A 13,339-nucleotide genomic window follows, 5' to 3' on the forward strand; every position below is an offset into this window, starting at 1 on the left:
GATCGCTCAGGAGGACCCGGGGGGGAAGGGCGCACTCCATGGTAAGGTTGACCATCTCCTGTAGGCCTTCATTTTCCCGAGAGGAACGACCCATGTCCCAGGGTGTGATCCAAGGCTCCATGCGTGAGGCGCCGCTGCCCGACATCATCCAGCTCGTGAGCCAGGGCGGGAAGTCGGGGTGCTTCCACGTGCAGCAGGAGGCCTCCCGCGCCCGCATCTACCTCAAGGATGGGCGGATCATCCACGCCGTGACCCACGCCGGGGAAGGCTTCGAGGCCCTCATGGAAGTGGCGCTGTGGCTTGACGGCTCCTACCGGTTCGAGGAGCTGGTGCCTGATGTCCCGGCCACCATCACCAAACCCAACGCCTCCATTCTCATGGAGTTGGGCCGGCGCATGGACGAATGGCGCGTCATCAGCCAGAAGGTGCCTTCGGTGGACCTCTACCCCGCCTCCACCCTGCTCCCCGGGGAGACGCCGCACGGCGTGAACGCCCGGGAGGCGCGGGTCCTGGCGCTCTCCACCGGGTACTACAGTGTCGCCGAGGTGGCCGAGGCCATGCAGAAGCCCGTGCTCACCATCGCCAAGGATCTCTATGGCCTGGTGATGGCCGGCCACGTGACGCTGAAGGGCATCCGGTCTGGCAAACCCCCCAAGATCGACGCCCCTGCTGCTCCCCCGCAGCCCGGGCCCCAATCCGGGATCCAACTCGAATCGGCGCAAGTCCTTCCGGACATCCGGGAGATGGATGCCGCCGGGCCGTCCATTCCTCCCCCTCCCGTCGCCGCAGGGTTTCCGGAGAACGCCGAGCCGTTCCCTGAGACCGTGGGCGGAGGGGTTGCCGGAACTCCGGCTCCCGCCCCGGCCAAGGCCGCGCCGGCGGACGATCCGCAGCGCATGGTGAAGCTGATGAACTTCACCCAGCGCATCGCCCAGGCAGCCAAGATGGTGCTTCCCGAAGCCCAGCACGAGATGGTGCACCGCTACCAGGCCAAGGCCACCCAGCAGATCATCTCCGGCGACGGCCCGGAGGCGGTGAAGAACCTCGCCCTGGCCATCAGCCGCGGAGCCGTGGATGCGGGCTGCGATGCCGACATGGTGCGCACCCTGAACACCCACCTCAAGGCGCTCTTCGCCACCAAGTAGGCGGTCCCCCATGATCCGACCTCTACCCGCACCGGTGTCCGGCACCGGGAACATCGCGCGCGTCCTGGGCATCCATCTCAACGCGCCCCTCGCCACCACGTAGGCGGTTTCCATGATCCGACGTCTTCTCGCAGGCCTCGCGGCAGTCCTCTCGCTGGTGGCCATGGGGTGCAAGGAACCCGATGGCAGTTCAGGCGGGACCACAGGCGTGGCCCTGTACGCCTACGACAGCACCACGAGCTCGGTGTTCGTCTGGAGCGACCTGAGCGCCCTGTACGACAGCACTGCCACCTCGGTGGCCCCCACCAAGACGATCACCTCCTCGGTGTTCAGCACCAAGATCGGCAGCCTGGCCTGGGGCGGGCTCTGCTTCGACCGGCAGAACGGCTACCTCTACATGGTCTCGGACACCGGGACCATCGTGCGCGTGAGCAACATCCGGACGCAGAGCGGCGACGTGGCCAGCTCCGACGTGGTCTCCTTCAGCCTGTCCAGCACGGGCCGGCTCTCCAGCTCGACGTTCGGGCAGGCCAGCCTGGACCCCCAGACCGATACCCTCTACATCACTGAGAACGGCAGCAGCGGCACCCAGATCTGGGTCGTCAGCAACGCCAGCACCCAACCCCAGAGCGCCACGATCACGCTCCAGGCGCTGGCGGCCAGCGGAGACACCGGCGGCACCGGGGTCGCCTCCGCCTCAGGTTCGGTCTACGCCTTCATGCTCTCGGGCGACACCGTGGGGACCGTGACGACCTACACGGGGCCCCGCCTCCGGAAGGGTACCGCCTCGGGGTTCGTCGGCGCCAACACGATCATCGGCCCCTCCACGCTCCTGGGTCAGTACGGCACCCTCGCCCTGGACTCGGGCAACGGCTATCTCTTCGTGGCCCGCCACAACACCGATGCCGGCGCTTCCACCGCGCCGATCCTGGTGTTCACCACCGGGATGTTCGGCCAGGCCTATGATCAGGCCCCGACCGCGACCCTCGGAAGCGCCACGGACCAGCCCAACCTCCGCGTCATCGCCCATGCCGGCACCAAGGACTGGCTGGTGGGCCTGCGCGGAAACGACTCCACGGCCTTCGCCACCATCGACCTGTGGAAGTCGCCCATGGGCGGCACCGCAGCCAAGACCATCGTCGCCTCCCCCACCACGGCCCTCTTCAAGGGCGTGGCGGTGGACGGGAACGCCTCGTGACCGCCCTCCGCCTCCTGGGATTGTTGCTCCAGGACGTGCTGCGGGACCTCTTCCGGCACCGGGGCCAGTACTTCCTCGCCGTGCTCACCCTGGCCTCGGGCCTCCTCCTGGCGGGCGGCGGCCTGCTCCTGGTGGAGAGCCTCGACCGCTTCGTGGGGCGCCTGGAGGACATGGCCAAGGTGGTGGTCTACGCCGCCGATGGCAAGACCCTCGATGAGGCCGAGGCCCGCCTCCGGCGGGATCCGCGCTTCCGGGAGGTGCGCCGGGTGACCGCCGTGGAGAACCGCAAGCGCTTCCAGTCGGCCACGCGCGAAGCAGGCCTGCTGCTGGAGAGCGCCGGCCAGGACGCCCTGCCGGAGAGCCTGGAACTGAGCCTCCGCCAGGACCTCGCCGAGGGCGCCAAGGCGGTGGAGGTGGCCGCGAGCCTGCGGAATCTCCCGGGCGTGGGCGATGTGCTAGCAGACCAGGAACGGCTGGAGCAGATTCAGCGCATGGCCCGGATGCTCCGCTCGGCCCTGGCCAGCCTGGGCGCGCTCCTCCTGGTGGCCGCAGGCTTCGCCACGGGGAACGTCATCCGCATGAGCATCCTGGCCCGGGAGGAGGAGATCAGCATCATGCGCCTGGTGGGGGCCTCCGAGAGCTTCATTCGCACGCCCCTGGTGCTGGAAGGCGCGGCCCTGGGTTTCGGGGGCAGCATCCTGGCCCTGCTGGGCCTGTTCGGCCTGTGGCTGCCCGTCTCCCGGGGCATGGGCGGCCTCTCGCCGCTCCTGGTGGACCTGGCCCGCCTGGGCTTCTTCTCCGCCGGCAGCATGGCGCTGCTCGCCTTCGTGGGGGCCGTCACCGGCGCCCTGGGCGCGCTCTGGGCCTTCTGGAGCACCCGCCGGGCCCAGCGTGCCGAGGCCGCGCTGATGGAGAGCGCGGGCTGATTCCGGGCCTCAGCGGGACCGGGCGTCCAGTTCCCGGGCCGTGATGAGGCCGGAAGAGGTCCCCCGAAGGGTGCAGGCGTGGCGGGCGGCGACCTGGCCCCGCCGGATGGATGCCTCCAGCGACCGCCCTTCCAACACGTAGCTGGTGAGGAACCCGACCGCGAGGGCGTCGCCGGCGCCGTTGGTGTCCACCACGGGGCGCTCGCCGGCCACGGGCGGGAAGAACCGGATGCCCTCCCGGGTGCCCAGGGCGCAGCCCTGCGCGCCCATGCCCGACACCACGATGCGATCGGGATGACCGGCCAGGAAGGCCCGGATGAGCGTGGAGGGATCCCCGTGATTGGCGGCGGAGAAGAAGAGGATGTCCGCCTGCTCGATGAAGTCGCGCCGATAGGGATCCGCCGGGTCGACGACATCCTGGAGGTCACAGGCCACGGTGAGGCCCAGCTCCTTCGCCACTGGAAGCAGGCGGCGGGCCCAGTCCGGGATGTTGACGTGCGCCAGCCGGGCGCCGGACATCACCTCGCGGCAGAGCGGCAGGTCCAGATCGAGGCCCGCGCGCCCCTTTCCGTCGTAGAAGTTCTTCCGCCGGCCATCGGGATACATGAGATTCACGCTTCGGGCGGTGCCCGTCGGATCCACACCCAGGCCGCGCAGGTCGACGCCCGCATCCGCGAGCCGCTGACGGACGGCCCCGCCGGCGGCGTCCTCGCCCACATGGCCGATGAAGGCCACGCGCCGCCCCAGGGCCGCGTAGCCCAGGCTGGCGTAGCCCCCGGCCTGGCCCACGCAGTCCAGGTTCTCCGTGAAGTTACCCTCCACGGTCCAGTCGATGCCTTCCGGCGGAAGGTACACATTGGTATCGAGGCCCGCGCACCCGACGACGACGACCTCGGGGGGGATCATTCCTTCCACCGGCGGGAATCGCTTTCCCGCAGTCCCAGCTGGTCCAGCACCCGGGTGGCGAAGGTGTCGTAGAGGTCGTCGAGGGCCTTGGGGGCGGTGTAGAAGCTGGGCATGAGGGGCATCACGATGGCGCCGGCGTCGTGGACGCGGAGCATGTTCTCCAGGTGGATGCGGTTGAGCGGCGTCTCCCGGAGGCAGAGCACCAGCGGGCGGCGCTCCTTCAGGCATACGTCCGCGGCGCGACTCACGAGGGATTCGCTCACGCCGGAGGCGATGCGGCCCAGGGCGCCGGCGCTGCACGGAACGATGGCCATGCCGTCGTGCCGGTGCGAGCCGGACGAGATGTCCGCGCCCAGGTCGCGCTCGTCCCGCAGGCCCACCTTCGGAAGGGCGGCCAGGTCCTTCGGCGTGAGGCCCGTCTCGTCCAGCAGGCAGCGCTTCCCCGTGGGGGAGAGCAGCAGCGCGATCTCCTCCACCGCCGGACTGGCGGACAGGCGCCGGAGCACGGCCACGCCGAAGGCCGAGCCGGAAGCGCCGGTGATGGCGAGGGTGATGCGGAGGCCGCCGGGGTTCGTCATTCGGTCGTCCTTCATGCCAGGGTTCATTCTGGAGCAGGCCGGTAGGCCCCGAAGAAGATGGCGTTGAACAGCAGGCGGCGCGTGAAGGGCTCCTGCCCGCGGAAGACCGGATCGCCCGCCACCAGGATCACCGCCCCCAGGCCCAGCTTCTCGCGCAGGGCATAGGCGGTCTGCTGGAGCTTGGCTTCCATGGCCTTCGGCACCAGGCCGGAGACCTTCAGCTCCTCCTTGCCGTAGTGGAGGGGGTTCTCGCCGCCCTGGCTCAGCTCGAGGATGGGGTCGCTGGTGTCGAGCACCGCCGCCCCGCCCTCGGCGTGGAGACCCCAGGCCAGGGGATGGCCGCCGTCCACCTGGACCTTCAGGAAGGCCCCCGGAATGCTCTCCTCCAGGGCCCGCTCCTCGCGCTTGTCCCAGGGGCGCACCAGGTCCGCGGGGTCGGCCTTGGGCGCCTCGCGCTTGGGATCCTTCTCCTTCAGCCGGGCCTCCTCCGCCGCCTTGGCGAGCAGGTGGTAGCCCGTGGGAGTGAGGCCGGCACGGGAGGCGTAGGCCGCGCCGCCCTGGAAGGCCAGCAGGCTGCCGCCTTCGGTGACCCAGGCCTTCAGCTTCGCCGCGCCGCCCTCGCCGAGGGCCTGCTGCCAGGCCTTGCCCTGGGCGCCATCGTCGACGACGAGAATGTGGGTGAACCGGCCCAGGGGAACGGCTCCGAACCGGTCGGCCCGCAGCTGCACGAAGGGCAGGCCGGCCTCGGTGAGGGTGTGGGCGAGGGCGCCGAAGGCCATGGGGTTGGCGGGACGGTCCATGAGGATGGCGATGCGGGGGGCCCGCAGGATCAGGGTCCGATTGGACCCCAGATCGGGCCCCGCGTCCATCTGGGCGGTGTCCATGGCCACCACTGGGTGGTGGTTCTCCCGGGCGAGGGCCTGCAGCCGCCCGGCCAGGAATTCCTGGTTCGTGCGCCGGGGCAGGATGATGGTGCCCGCTCCGAACCGCTGGCCCCGGAAGCTGGCCGGTTCGGCCAGGACCATGGCCGAGAAGCCTTCCTGGAGGAGGGCCCCCACGGTGCGTTCGACCCCCTCGTGGCCGGCGGGGATGAGGTAGCCCCAGGCCGCCTCGGGGAGTGTTCCCTCCTCGGCCACCGTGAGGGGCGCCGTGGCGACCCTGGGGCGGCCCTTGGCCCGCCAGGCGGGCACATGGAAGGCCAGGGGTAGGCTCCAGGCCGTGAGGTCGTACGTGGGCTTGGGGCCCATGTGGGCCTCACCCTCGAGCAGGGCCTGGGCCAGCTCGCCCCGGGGCTGGTCCAGGGGCACCAGGTAGCTGCCCGCGGGCAGGCCCGGGGCCCTGGCGAGGCCGATGGGCTCCAGACCCGCGGTTCCCAAGGGGGCTGTGGTGCGCAGCACCTCGACGCCGTTCCGCCCCAGCAGGTCCACGAGGGCCCTCGTCCGGCCCGGATCGTCCCCCTCCGCCAGAAGGAAGCCCCCGGCGCGGTCGCCCAGGGCCACACGCTCACGGCGGGCCCGCTGGTAGTCCCAGAGAAGGGCCTGGCGCTCGCTGGCGGCGGTGGCCACGGTGGCCAGGCTGGCGGCCACGTGGCGCTGGATGCGCCCCTCGAGGGTGAGGATCTCGCCATCCTGCCGCTTGTAGGCGGGCCCGCCCTGGCCCGCCACTTCGAAAGTCATGCCCACGGCGCCCTGGAAGGTGGGCCAGGAGTCCCCGTAGCCGGGGTAGAAGAGATCGAACACGTCCCGGCTGAAGTAAGCCCAGCCGCGGGCGTCGAAGGCCCGGGCCACGCCCCTCCCGAAGGTCGCCTGCCAGCGGCCGGAGAAGGCCGCGGGGAGCGCCTCGTGGATGGGCTGCATGGTGGGCGGGAAGTAGTAGGTCGCTTCCGGCCACATCTCGTGGTGGTCCGCCAGCACCTGAGGGTTCCAGCGCCGGAAGGCGGCGGTCTTGGCCCGCGACTCGCCCTGGGTCTGCCAGGCCCAGTCGCGGTTCAGGTCGAAGAGCCGGTGGTTGAAGCGGCCCCCGGGCCAGCGCCCGGTGTTCGCGGCGTCCATGGGGTCGTTGGTGTTGAAGGGGGTCGAAGCCTCCGCCACGGCCTGCCGGTGCCGGGCCAGCCCGTCCGGGTTCTGTGTGAGGTCCATGAGCAGCACCACGCGGTCGAGCTGCTTCAGGACCTCCGGCTGGCGGGCGGAGGCGAAGTGGTAGGCCACGGCCAGAGCCGCCTCGGAGCCGGAGGCTTCGGAGCCGTGCACCGAGTAGCCCAGCCACACGAAAGCGGGGTTGGTTTCGGCGATGCGGCGGGCCTCGTCCTCCCCGCAGGTGCGGGGATCCGCCAGCTTCGCGTTGAGGGCCTGCAGCTCGTCGAGTCGCTTCAGGTTCTCCGGCGCACTGATGACGAGGAAGGGCTGCTCCCGCCCCTCCTCCGTGACGTTCAGGGTGAGGAGCTTCACCCGGTCCGGCGCGGCCGAAGCCAGGGCGCGGACGTAGGCGAGCAGGTCGTGGTGGGAGGTGTAGCGGGTGCCCAGCTCCGGCCGGGGCACCTCGGGGCGGCGGTCTCCTGCGGGCAGCAGACCGGGCGGAAGGCCGGCCAGAAGGCTGATCGGGCCGCAGGCCGAGACGATGAGGACAGGCAGGAGGAGGGAGCGCCGCCTCATGGGCGCCTCAGGCCAGGGCCAGGAAGGCCGGTCCGGCCTGCGTGATGGAGCCCGCGCCGAAGGTGATGAGGAGATCCCCGCTGCGGGTCAGGCGCCTGAGAACCTCAGGCAGATCGTCGATCCGCCCGGCGAGGTGGACGTCCTTCTGGCCGTGGGCCCGCAAGGCCTCCACCACCGCGGCGCTGTCCACGCCCTGGATGGGGGGTTCGCCGGCGGGGTAGATGTCGGTGACCACCACGGAATCCGCCTCGAAGAACGCCGTGCTGAACTCTTCCAGCAGCGCCCTCGTGCGGCTGTAGCGGTGAGGCTGGAAGGCCGCCACGATGCGGCGGTCCGGGAAGCCGGCGCGGGCCGCGGCGAGGGTGGCGGCGATCTCCGTGGGGTGGTGGCCGTAGTCGTCCACCACCAGCACGCCGTCCTTCTCGCCCTTGACCTGGAAGCGCCGGTCGGCACCCGTGAAGGCGGCCAGGCTGCCGCGGATGGTCTCCCGGTCGATTTCGAGTTCCAGGGCGACGCCAATGGCGGCCAGGGCGTTCAGCACCATGTGGTGGCCCGGCACGCCCAGGCTGAAGGCGCCCAGATCCTCGCCGTAGGCGCGGACCTTGAAGTGGGTGCGGAAGCCCTCCTGCCGGATCTCCTGGGCGCGGATGTCCACCTGGGGGTGGGTGCCGTAGGTGCGCACCTGCCGCTTCAGGCGCGGGCGCACGGCGGCGGCGTGGGGGTCGTCCATGCAGAGAAACACCGATCCGTAGAAGGGCACCTTGTTGGCGAAGGCCACGAAGGCCTCCTGGATCTCCTCCAGGTCGCGGTAGTGGTCGAGGTGCTCCCGGTCGATGTTGGTGATGGTGGCCAGCGTGGGGTTCAGCATGAGGAAGCTGCCGTCGCTCTCGTCGGCTTCGGCCACCAGGATGTCGCCCTTGCCCAGCTTGGCGTTGCTGCCGATGGTGCCGAGCTTGCCGCCGATGACGATGGTGGGGTCGAGGCCGCCCTGACTGAGCACCTGGGCCACCATGCTGGTGGTGGTGGTCTTGCCGTGGGATCCGGCCATGGCGATGCCGTACTTCATGCGCATCAGCTCCGCCAGCATCTCGCCCCGGGGGATCACGGGCACCTTGGCGGCGTGGGCCGCCACCACTTCCGGGTTGTCGCCTTTCACGGCCGAGGAGATCACCACCACCTGGGCGCCTTCGATGGCCTCGCCCTTGTGGCCCAGGTGCACCTCGATGCCCAGGCCCCGCAGGCGCTGGGTGACGGCCGTCTCCCGCAGGTCCGAGCCCGACACCCGGTAGCCCAGGTTGGCGAGGACCTCCGCGATGCCGGACATGCCGATTCCGCCGATGCCCACGAAATGGATGTGCTGGATCTTGCCGAACACCTGGAGACCCCCATGTTTAAGCAGGTGTCAGGATACCCCAGCTCCTGGCACGGCTCTGGCATCCTGATGGGGTTCCCACGGAACCATGGGGGGTGTGTGATGAGGACGCTCGATACGCAACTCCGCGCCACTGCGCTCGTTTCCTGTCTTCTCGCCGTGGCTCCCGTCTGTGGTGCTTCGCCACAGCAGGAGCGAGGCCGTCGCGCAACGCCACAGCCCATGCGCCCCATGGCCGACCGGCCCGCGCCTGACGCACCGCGGGCCGGCAGTCCCCGGAGCCTGGCCGGGCCCATGGCGGCCGACCGGATGGACCGGATGGATCGAACGGAGCGGCACCCGGGGATCCGCACGCCCCGGGTCGATCCCCGTCCTGCAGACCTCGCCCCCCGCGCCAGGAACATCAGCCTGTACCCGGGCACCCAGGTGGTGGTGCCCCCGGCCTGGAACCGCTGCTCTGCGATTCCCTCGGCCCGCTACTGGCAGCGGCGCGACATCATGGCGGAGATCCAGTGGCTCTCCCGCCGCGGCTACATCCCCGTGACACCCCTGGGCGGTACGGTGGAGTCTCTCTCGGACTATGTCCAGGTTCCCGCCGGTTGGCGCGCCTATGGGCTTTCTGTCCCCGCGGGTGGCACGATCCAGGTGGAGGTCCAGCACACCAAGCTGGGCTGGTTCAGGCTCATGCTGGTGGACAAGTGGGGCCAGCCCGGACCTGGCATGATGCAGGCCGCCTATGCGCATCAGCCCGTCCTCGTGACCTACAAGAACCCCCACAAGGAGGCCACGGCCGTCTACGTCATCGTGGATGATCCCGCCTGGTGGTCCGACGCCCGGGACCCCTACACCCTGGTTGTCCGCCGGAACTGGGACCCCGCCGCGGTGGACCTGAGCGGAGTGAAGATGGTGGCCGGCCTCTGGGGCGCCAGTCCCAGCGTCAGCGCCGAGTTCCGCGGACCAAGCCTCACCGGACCGGCGGTCTTTCCGCATTGATGCGGTCTGGGGGTTCCGCGCTGCGCGCACGCCCCCAGACCCCCGCGCAGAAGCCCGGCTGAGCCGGGCTTCTGCTTTATCCACCCGGAGAGACTCACTGCCAGGGGCAGGCGCCCGTCACCCACATCCGGAAGGCCTGGGCCTCCACGGTGAGCTCGGCGCGGTCCCGCTCCGGGGCGGGCTCGCCGTCCAGGTGCCAGGGCATGGCGCGCTCCAGGCGCAGGGTGGCCCGGCGGATCCGTCCCTCGTGGCGGAGGGCCGTGTGTCCGCCTTCCTGGAAGAGTCTGGGCGCTTCGGTGAACAGCGTGAGCCAGGTGGGCCGGGCCAGGGTGGCCCACTGGAGGCAGCCGTCCGTGGGATCGGCGTACGGAGCGATCCACAGCCCGCTGCCGTAGGTGGGGAGGTTCGCGAAGCAGAGGCTCCAGGCGGATTCCGGCAGCCTTGACGCGTCCGGGTGGAAGGCGGCGCGGATGCGCTCGATCCGGCCGTCCGAGGGGGGCATGGGCGCCTCCTCCGCCTCCCAGGCCAGGGCGGCCGGCTTCCAGGTGCGCCACAGCTCCAGGGTGGCCCGGGCGTAGGCGGCGAACCCGCGGCCGGGAAGGCCGGCGAAGCGGTGCGCCACGGCGGCTTCGAAGCCGGTGCCGCAGACATTCACGAAGGGGATGCCGTCCAGGAGCGGAAGGTCCATGTGCACCTCCCGTCCTTCGAGCAGTCGCCGGAGGGCGCCGGCAGGCTCCAGGGGGGTCCTCAGGCCCCGCACCAGCCCGTTCCCGCTGCCGCCGGGGATGGCCCCGAGGGGCACGGGGCAGCCACGCTCGAACAGCGCCCTGGCCGCGTGGTGGATGGTGCCGTCCCCACCCCAGACGAGCAGGGGCCCCTCCGCCCGCCGGGCCTGGTCGATGGCGGGTTCGAAGTCCCAGGGCGGCCCGAAGGGGAGGACCTCTACGCGGTCCCGCAGGGTCTTGGGCAGCGGCCGCAGCAGGGCGTCAGGATCCTTCGGGGTCGTGCCCGAGGCGGGATTGAAGAGGATCGGAAGTCTCATGTGGCGAGGATACCCGCTCGTGCCCTCAATCCAGGGCGACCACCAGCGCGGTGGGATCCTCGTAGGCCACCCGGAAGGGGGCCTGGCGGAGCTCGGGGTAGCCGGGAGCCCGGGCGGCTCGGAGGACCAGGTACCGAGCGTGGAACCTGGCCTTCATCTGCTCGGCGTCCAGGCGGATCTGGTGCCGCCGCAGTCGCTCCAGGAGCTTGGCCCGCTCTGCGTCCTCCCGCAGGGAGTAGGTGGGATCCAGGCCCCAGAGGAACCGCTGCCGGTAGCCGTCGTAGAACAGCTCGGGGAAGTCGTCCCAGTAGAGGTTGATGACCGTCTCGCCCGGGGCCAGGTTCGCGGCCATCCAGGCGCAGGCGCCGGTGAAGTGCCGGGGAGGCGCGGCCTGGGTCTGGTAGAACCGGTAGAACGTCATGGACCGCACGTGGAACCCCAGGAGGGTGGCCAGGGCCAGCGCGCCCGCCGCCAGGCGGACGGGTCGCCGGGCGGCCCACCAGGTTGACGCCTCCAGCAGGGGCCACAGGTCGCGGGCCACCAGCGCCCAGGCCGCGGGCACGAGCAGGGCCGAGTACTCGGCGAATCGGGGCGTGGCGACGGTCAGGCCGAACCAGAAGAGGGCCGCCGCGCCCAGGCCGAGGGTGCCCGGGGCGAGGCGTTTCCGGGCGAGGAGGAGGGCCAGGGGCAGCGCGAAGGCCAGGATCAGCAGGAAGGGGTAGATGTCCCAGAAGATCGGCCAAGAGTAGGGGTAGAGCTCGTTGCCCAGCTCGAAGCCGGAGGCGGCCGACCCCTGGAGGCCCAGGCGGAAGACCTGCACGTAGGTCAGGAAGGTCTCGAGCGTGAGGGGCGTGTAGGGGTGGATGGCCAGCCCCAGCACCGAGCCGGCCCCCGCCGCCAGGGGCAGCCGGAGGTCCGGCCGTTCGCCGCCGAGCCAGGTCCCAAGCACGAAGGGGACCGCGGTCATGAGCAGCACGAAGGGGACGGTGTAGGCCCAGGCATAGACGAAGCCCAGGGCGAGCAGGGCCTTCCAGCGCTTCTGCAGCAGGAAGTGGAGGCCCAGCACCAGGAGCAGCATGCTCAGCACATGGGAGCGGATCATCCCCAGGCGGGCGATGAAGAGGCCGCCCGTGGCCAGCGTCAGGGCCGTGAAGAACGCCGGGAACCGGACGCGGTGGGCCCGGAGCACGGCGTAGAGCGCCGCCAGGACCGCCACCGACAGCAGCACGCCGAAAATCCGGGCGCCCAGGATGGGGTCGTGGCCGATCCGCGCGAAGGGGGCCATGGCCAGGTGGTAGAGGAACTCCTTGTCGCAGAAGTGCTCCCGCCAGGTGCTCAGCTGGGTCCAGGGGAAGGATCGCGACAGGCCCTGGACGGGCATGAGGGCCGCGAAGCGGGCGTGGAAGTAACCGTCCCGCTCGAAGAGGCCCTTCTGGAGCCAGGCGGTGGCGCCGAAGAGGAGCAGGGCATAGAGGAGCAGGCCCCCCGGGGCGGCCCAGGCCTTCAGGCGGGACGTCCATCCTTCCTGCATCTGGGGTGGGTTCATCGCCCTTCCTCCCTGGCCGGGCCCCCGCCCACGGGTGGGATGGCCAGGTAGGCCATGCGCTTCAGCTCCTTGCGGCCCCGGGTGACCGTGTCGAGGATCAGGCCGCAGGTGTAGCCCAGGGCGGAGATGACCATCATCCCGGTGGTGAGGATCGCCGTGGGGAACCGCGGCACCAGGCCCGTGCGGAAGTAGGTCACGAAGATCGGCACCGACAGGCCGATGGCGGCCAGGGCCAGGAGGGTCGAGAGGACGGAGAAGAACTGGAGCGGTTGCTCGTTCCGGTAGAGCGAGGCAATGAGGCGCAGGATGCGGAACCCGTCGGCGTAGGTCCGCAGTTTGCTGGCGGAGCCTTCGGGGCGGGCGCCGTAGGGCGTGGGCAGCTCGGCCACGGGCATGGCCAGCTCCAGGGCATGGACGGTGAGCTCCGTCTCGATCTCGAAGCCCCGGGACAGCGCGGGGAAACTCTTCACGAAGCGACGCGAGAACACCCGGTAGCCCGAGAGGATGTCCGTGAAGCGCTGGCCGAAGAGCAGGCGCACGGCGGAGGTGAGCAGGCGGTTGCCGAAGCGGTGGCCCCGGCGGTAGGCCTCGGTCTCCGTCTCCACCCGGCAGCCCACCACCATGTCCAGTTGCCGGCTCCGCAGGAGGTCCACCAGGGCCGGGGCGCTGGCGGCGTCATAGGTGGCATCGCCATCCACCATCACGTAGACGTCCGCGTCGATGTCCGCGAACATGCGGCGCACCACGTGGCCCTTGCCCTGGGCGGTCTCGAAGCCCACGAGGGCGCCCGCCGCCCGGGCCACCTCGACGGTGCGGTCCGTCGAGTTGTTGTCGTAGACGTGGATGACGGCGCCGGGCAGGGCCGCCCGGAAATCCGCCACCACGCGGGCGATGGCGGCCTCCTCGTTGAAGCAGGGGATGAGGACTGCCACGCGGGCAGGGGCTGGGGCGGGGAGGTTCATGCATGCCGTCCGTGCAGGGC

The 13,339-nt window shown here is 70.8% G+C and carries 11 protein-coding genes; 4 read left to right on the forward strand and 7 right to left on the reverse strand.

The features are described 5' to 3' along the window. The first annotated feature begins 92 nt into the window (after positions 1-92). The 3 genes from MLJ35_RS03270 (at position 93) to MLJ35_RS03280 (ending at position 3,269) form a co-directional block, all read left to right on the forward strand. Complete coding sequence (locus MLJ35_RS03270) at positions 93-1,145, forward strand: DUF4388 domain-containing protein (protein WP_243382940.1); 1,053 nt, start codon at positions 93-95, stop codon at positions 1,143-1,145. Between the two features lie 112 nt (positions 1,146-1,257). Beyond that, positions 1,258-2,343, forward strand: coding sequence for a hypothetical protein (locus tag MLJ35_RS03275; protein WP_243382942.1), 1,086 nt, complete (start codon positions 1,258-1,260; stop codon positions 2,341-2,343). Further along, positions 2,340-3,269, forward strand: a complete 930-nt coding sequence (locus MLJ35_RS03280) for a cell division protein FtsX (RefSeq protein WP_243320563.1) — start codon at positions 2,340-2,342, stop codon at positions 3,267-3,269. The genes MLJ35_RS03275 and MLJ35_RS03280 overlap by 4 nt, the downstream gene beginning before the upstream one ends. Before the next feature lie 9 nt (positions 3,270-3,278). Here MLJ35_RS03280 and MLJ35_RS03285 read toward each other — a convergent pair whose 3' ends face one another. Genes MLJ35_RS03285 through murC form a run of 4 tightly spaced genes read right to left on the reverse strand, consistent with a single transcriptional unit; the run spans position 3,279 to position 8,779 of the window. Further along, positions 3,279-4,175, reverse strand: a complete 897-nt coding sequence (locus MLJ35_RS03285) for a carbohydrate kinase family protein (protein ID WP_243382944.1) — start codon at positions 4,173-4,175, stop codon at positions 3,279-3,281. After that, positions 4,172-4,768 (reverse strand): UbiX family flavin prenyltransferase, encoded by a 597-nt coding sequence (locus MLJ35_RS03290; protein WP_243382946.1) that lies wholly within the window; start codon positions 4,766-4,768, stop codon positions 4,172-4,174. The genes MLJ35_RS03285 and MLJ35_RS03290 overlap by 4 nt, the downstream gene beginning before the upstream one ends. An 8-nt stretch (positions 4,769-4,776) precedes the next feature. Beyond that, the gene (locus tag MLJ35_RS03295) at positions 4,777-7,404 is read right to left on the reverse strand and encodes a M14 family zinc carboxypeptidase (protein WP_243382948.1); all 2,628 of its coding nucleotides are present in this window, start codon (positions 7,402-7,404) and stop codon (positions 4,777-4,779) included. Positions 7,405-7,411: 7 nt separating this feature from the next. Further along, positions 7,412-8,779, reverse strand: coding sequence for a UDP-N-acetylmuramate--L-alanine ligase (gene murC, locus MLJ35_RS03300; protein ID WP_243382950.1), 1,368 nt, complete (start codon positions 8,777-8,779; stop codon positions 7,412-7,414). 315 nt (positions 8,780-9,094) lie between these two features. Between murC and MLJ35_RS03305 the strand changes: the two genes are divergently transcribed. Then, entirely contained in the window at positions 9,095-9,769 is a 675-nt protein-coding gene (locus tag MLJ35_RS03305; RefSeq protein WP_243382952.1) for a hypothetical protein, read from the forward strand. A gap of 94 nt (positions 9,770-9,863) precedes the next feature. Here the strand turns inward: MLJ35_RS03305 and MLJ35_RS03310 are convergent, their stop codons facing one another. The 3 genes from MLJ35_RS03310 to MLJ35_RS03320 are packed head-to-tail and all read right to left on the reverse strand — an operon-like array spanning position 9,864 to position 13,319. After that, entirely contained in the window at positions 9,864-10,811 is a 948-nt protein-coding gene (locus MLJ35_RS03310) for a diacylglycerol/lipid kinase family protein (protein ID WP_243382954.1), read from the reverse strand. A 25-nt stretch (positions 10,812-10,836) separates the two neighbouring features. Continuing rightward, positions 10,837-12,357: a hypothetical protein gene (locus MLJ35_RS03315; RefSeq protein WP_243382955.1), complete on the reverse strand. Its 1,521-nt coding sequence runs from the start codon at positions 12,355-12,357 to the stop codon at positions 10,837-10,839. Further along, complete coding sequence (locus MLJ35_RS03320) at positions 12,354-13,319, reverse strand: glycosyltransferase family 2 protein (RefSeq protein WP_243382957.1); 966 nt, start codon at positions 13,317-13,319, stop codon at positions 12,354-12,356. The genes MLJ35_RS03315 and MLJ35_RS03320 overlap by 4 nt, the downstream gene beginning before the upstream one ends. Positions 13,320-13,339: the final 20 nt, after the last annotated feature.

The sequence above is a fragment of the Geothrix alkalitolerans genome, assembly GCF_022808885.1.
Lineage (GTDB): Bacteria > Acidobacteriota > Holophagae > Holophagales > Holophagaceae > Geothrix > Geothrix alkalitolerans.

Excerpts from the sequence above, each read along its gene's own strand:
- MLJ35_RS03315 (WP_243382955.1), bottom strand. The coding sequence starts at position 12,357 with ATGAACCCACCCCAGATGCAGGAAGGATGGACGTCCCGCCTGAAGGCC.
- MLJ35_RS03310 (WP_243382954.1), bottom strand. The coding sequence starts at position 10,811 with ATGAGACTTCCGATCCTCTTCAATCCCGCCTCGGGCACGACCCCGAAG.
- MLJ35_RS03305 (WP_243382952.1), top strand. The coding sequence starts at position 9,095 with ATGGATCGAACGGAGCGGCACCCGGGGATCCGCACGCCCCGGGTCGAT.
- MLJ35_RS03285 (WP_243382944.1), bottom strand. The coding sequence starts at position 4,175 with ATGATCCCCCCCGAGGTCGTCGTCGTCGGGTGCGCGGGCCTCGATACC.
- MLJ35_RS03275 (WP_243382942.1), top strand. The coding sequence starts at position 1,258 with ATGATCCGACGTCTTCTCGCAGGCCTCGCGGCAGTCCTCTCGCTGGTG.
- MLJ35_RS03290 (WP_243382946.1), bottom strand. The coding sequence starts at position 4,768 with ATGAAGGACGACCGAATGACGAACCCCGGCGGCCTCCGCATCACCCTC.
- MLJ35_RS03295 (WP_243382948.1), bottom strand. The coding sequence starts at position 7,404 with ATGAGGCGGCGCTCCCTCCTCCTGCCTGTCCTCATCGTCTCGGCCTGC.
- MLJ35_RS03320 (WP_243382957.1), bottom strand. The coding sequence starts at position 13,319 with ATGAACCTCCCCGCCCCAGCCCCTGCCCGCGTGGCAGTCCTCATCCCC.
- MLJ35_RS03270 (WP_243382940.1), top strand. The coding sequence starts at position 93 with ATGTCCCAGGGTGTGATCCAAGGCTCCATGCGTGAGGCGCCGCTGCCC.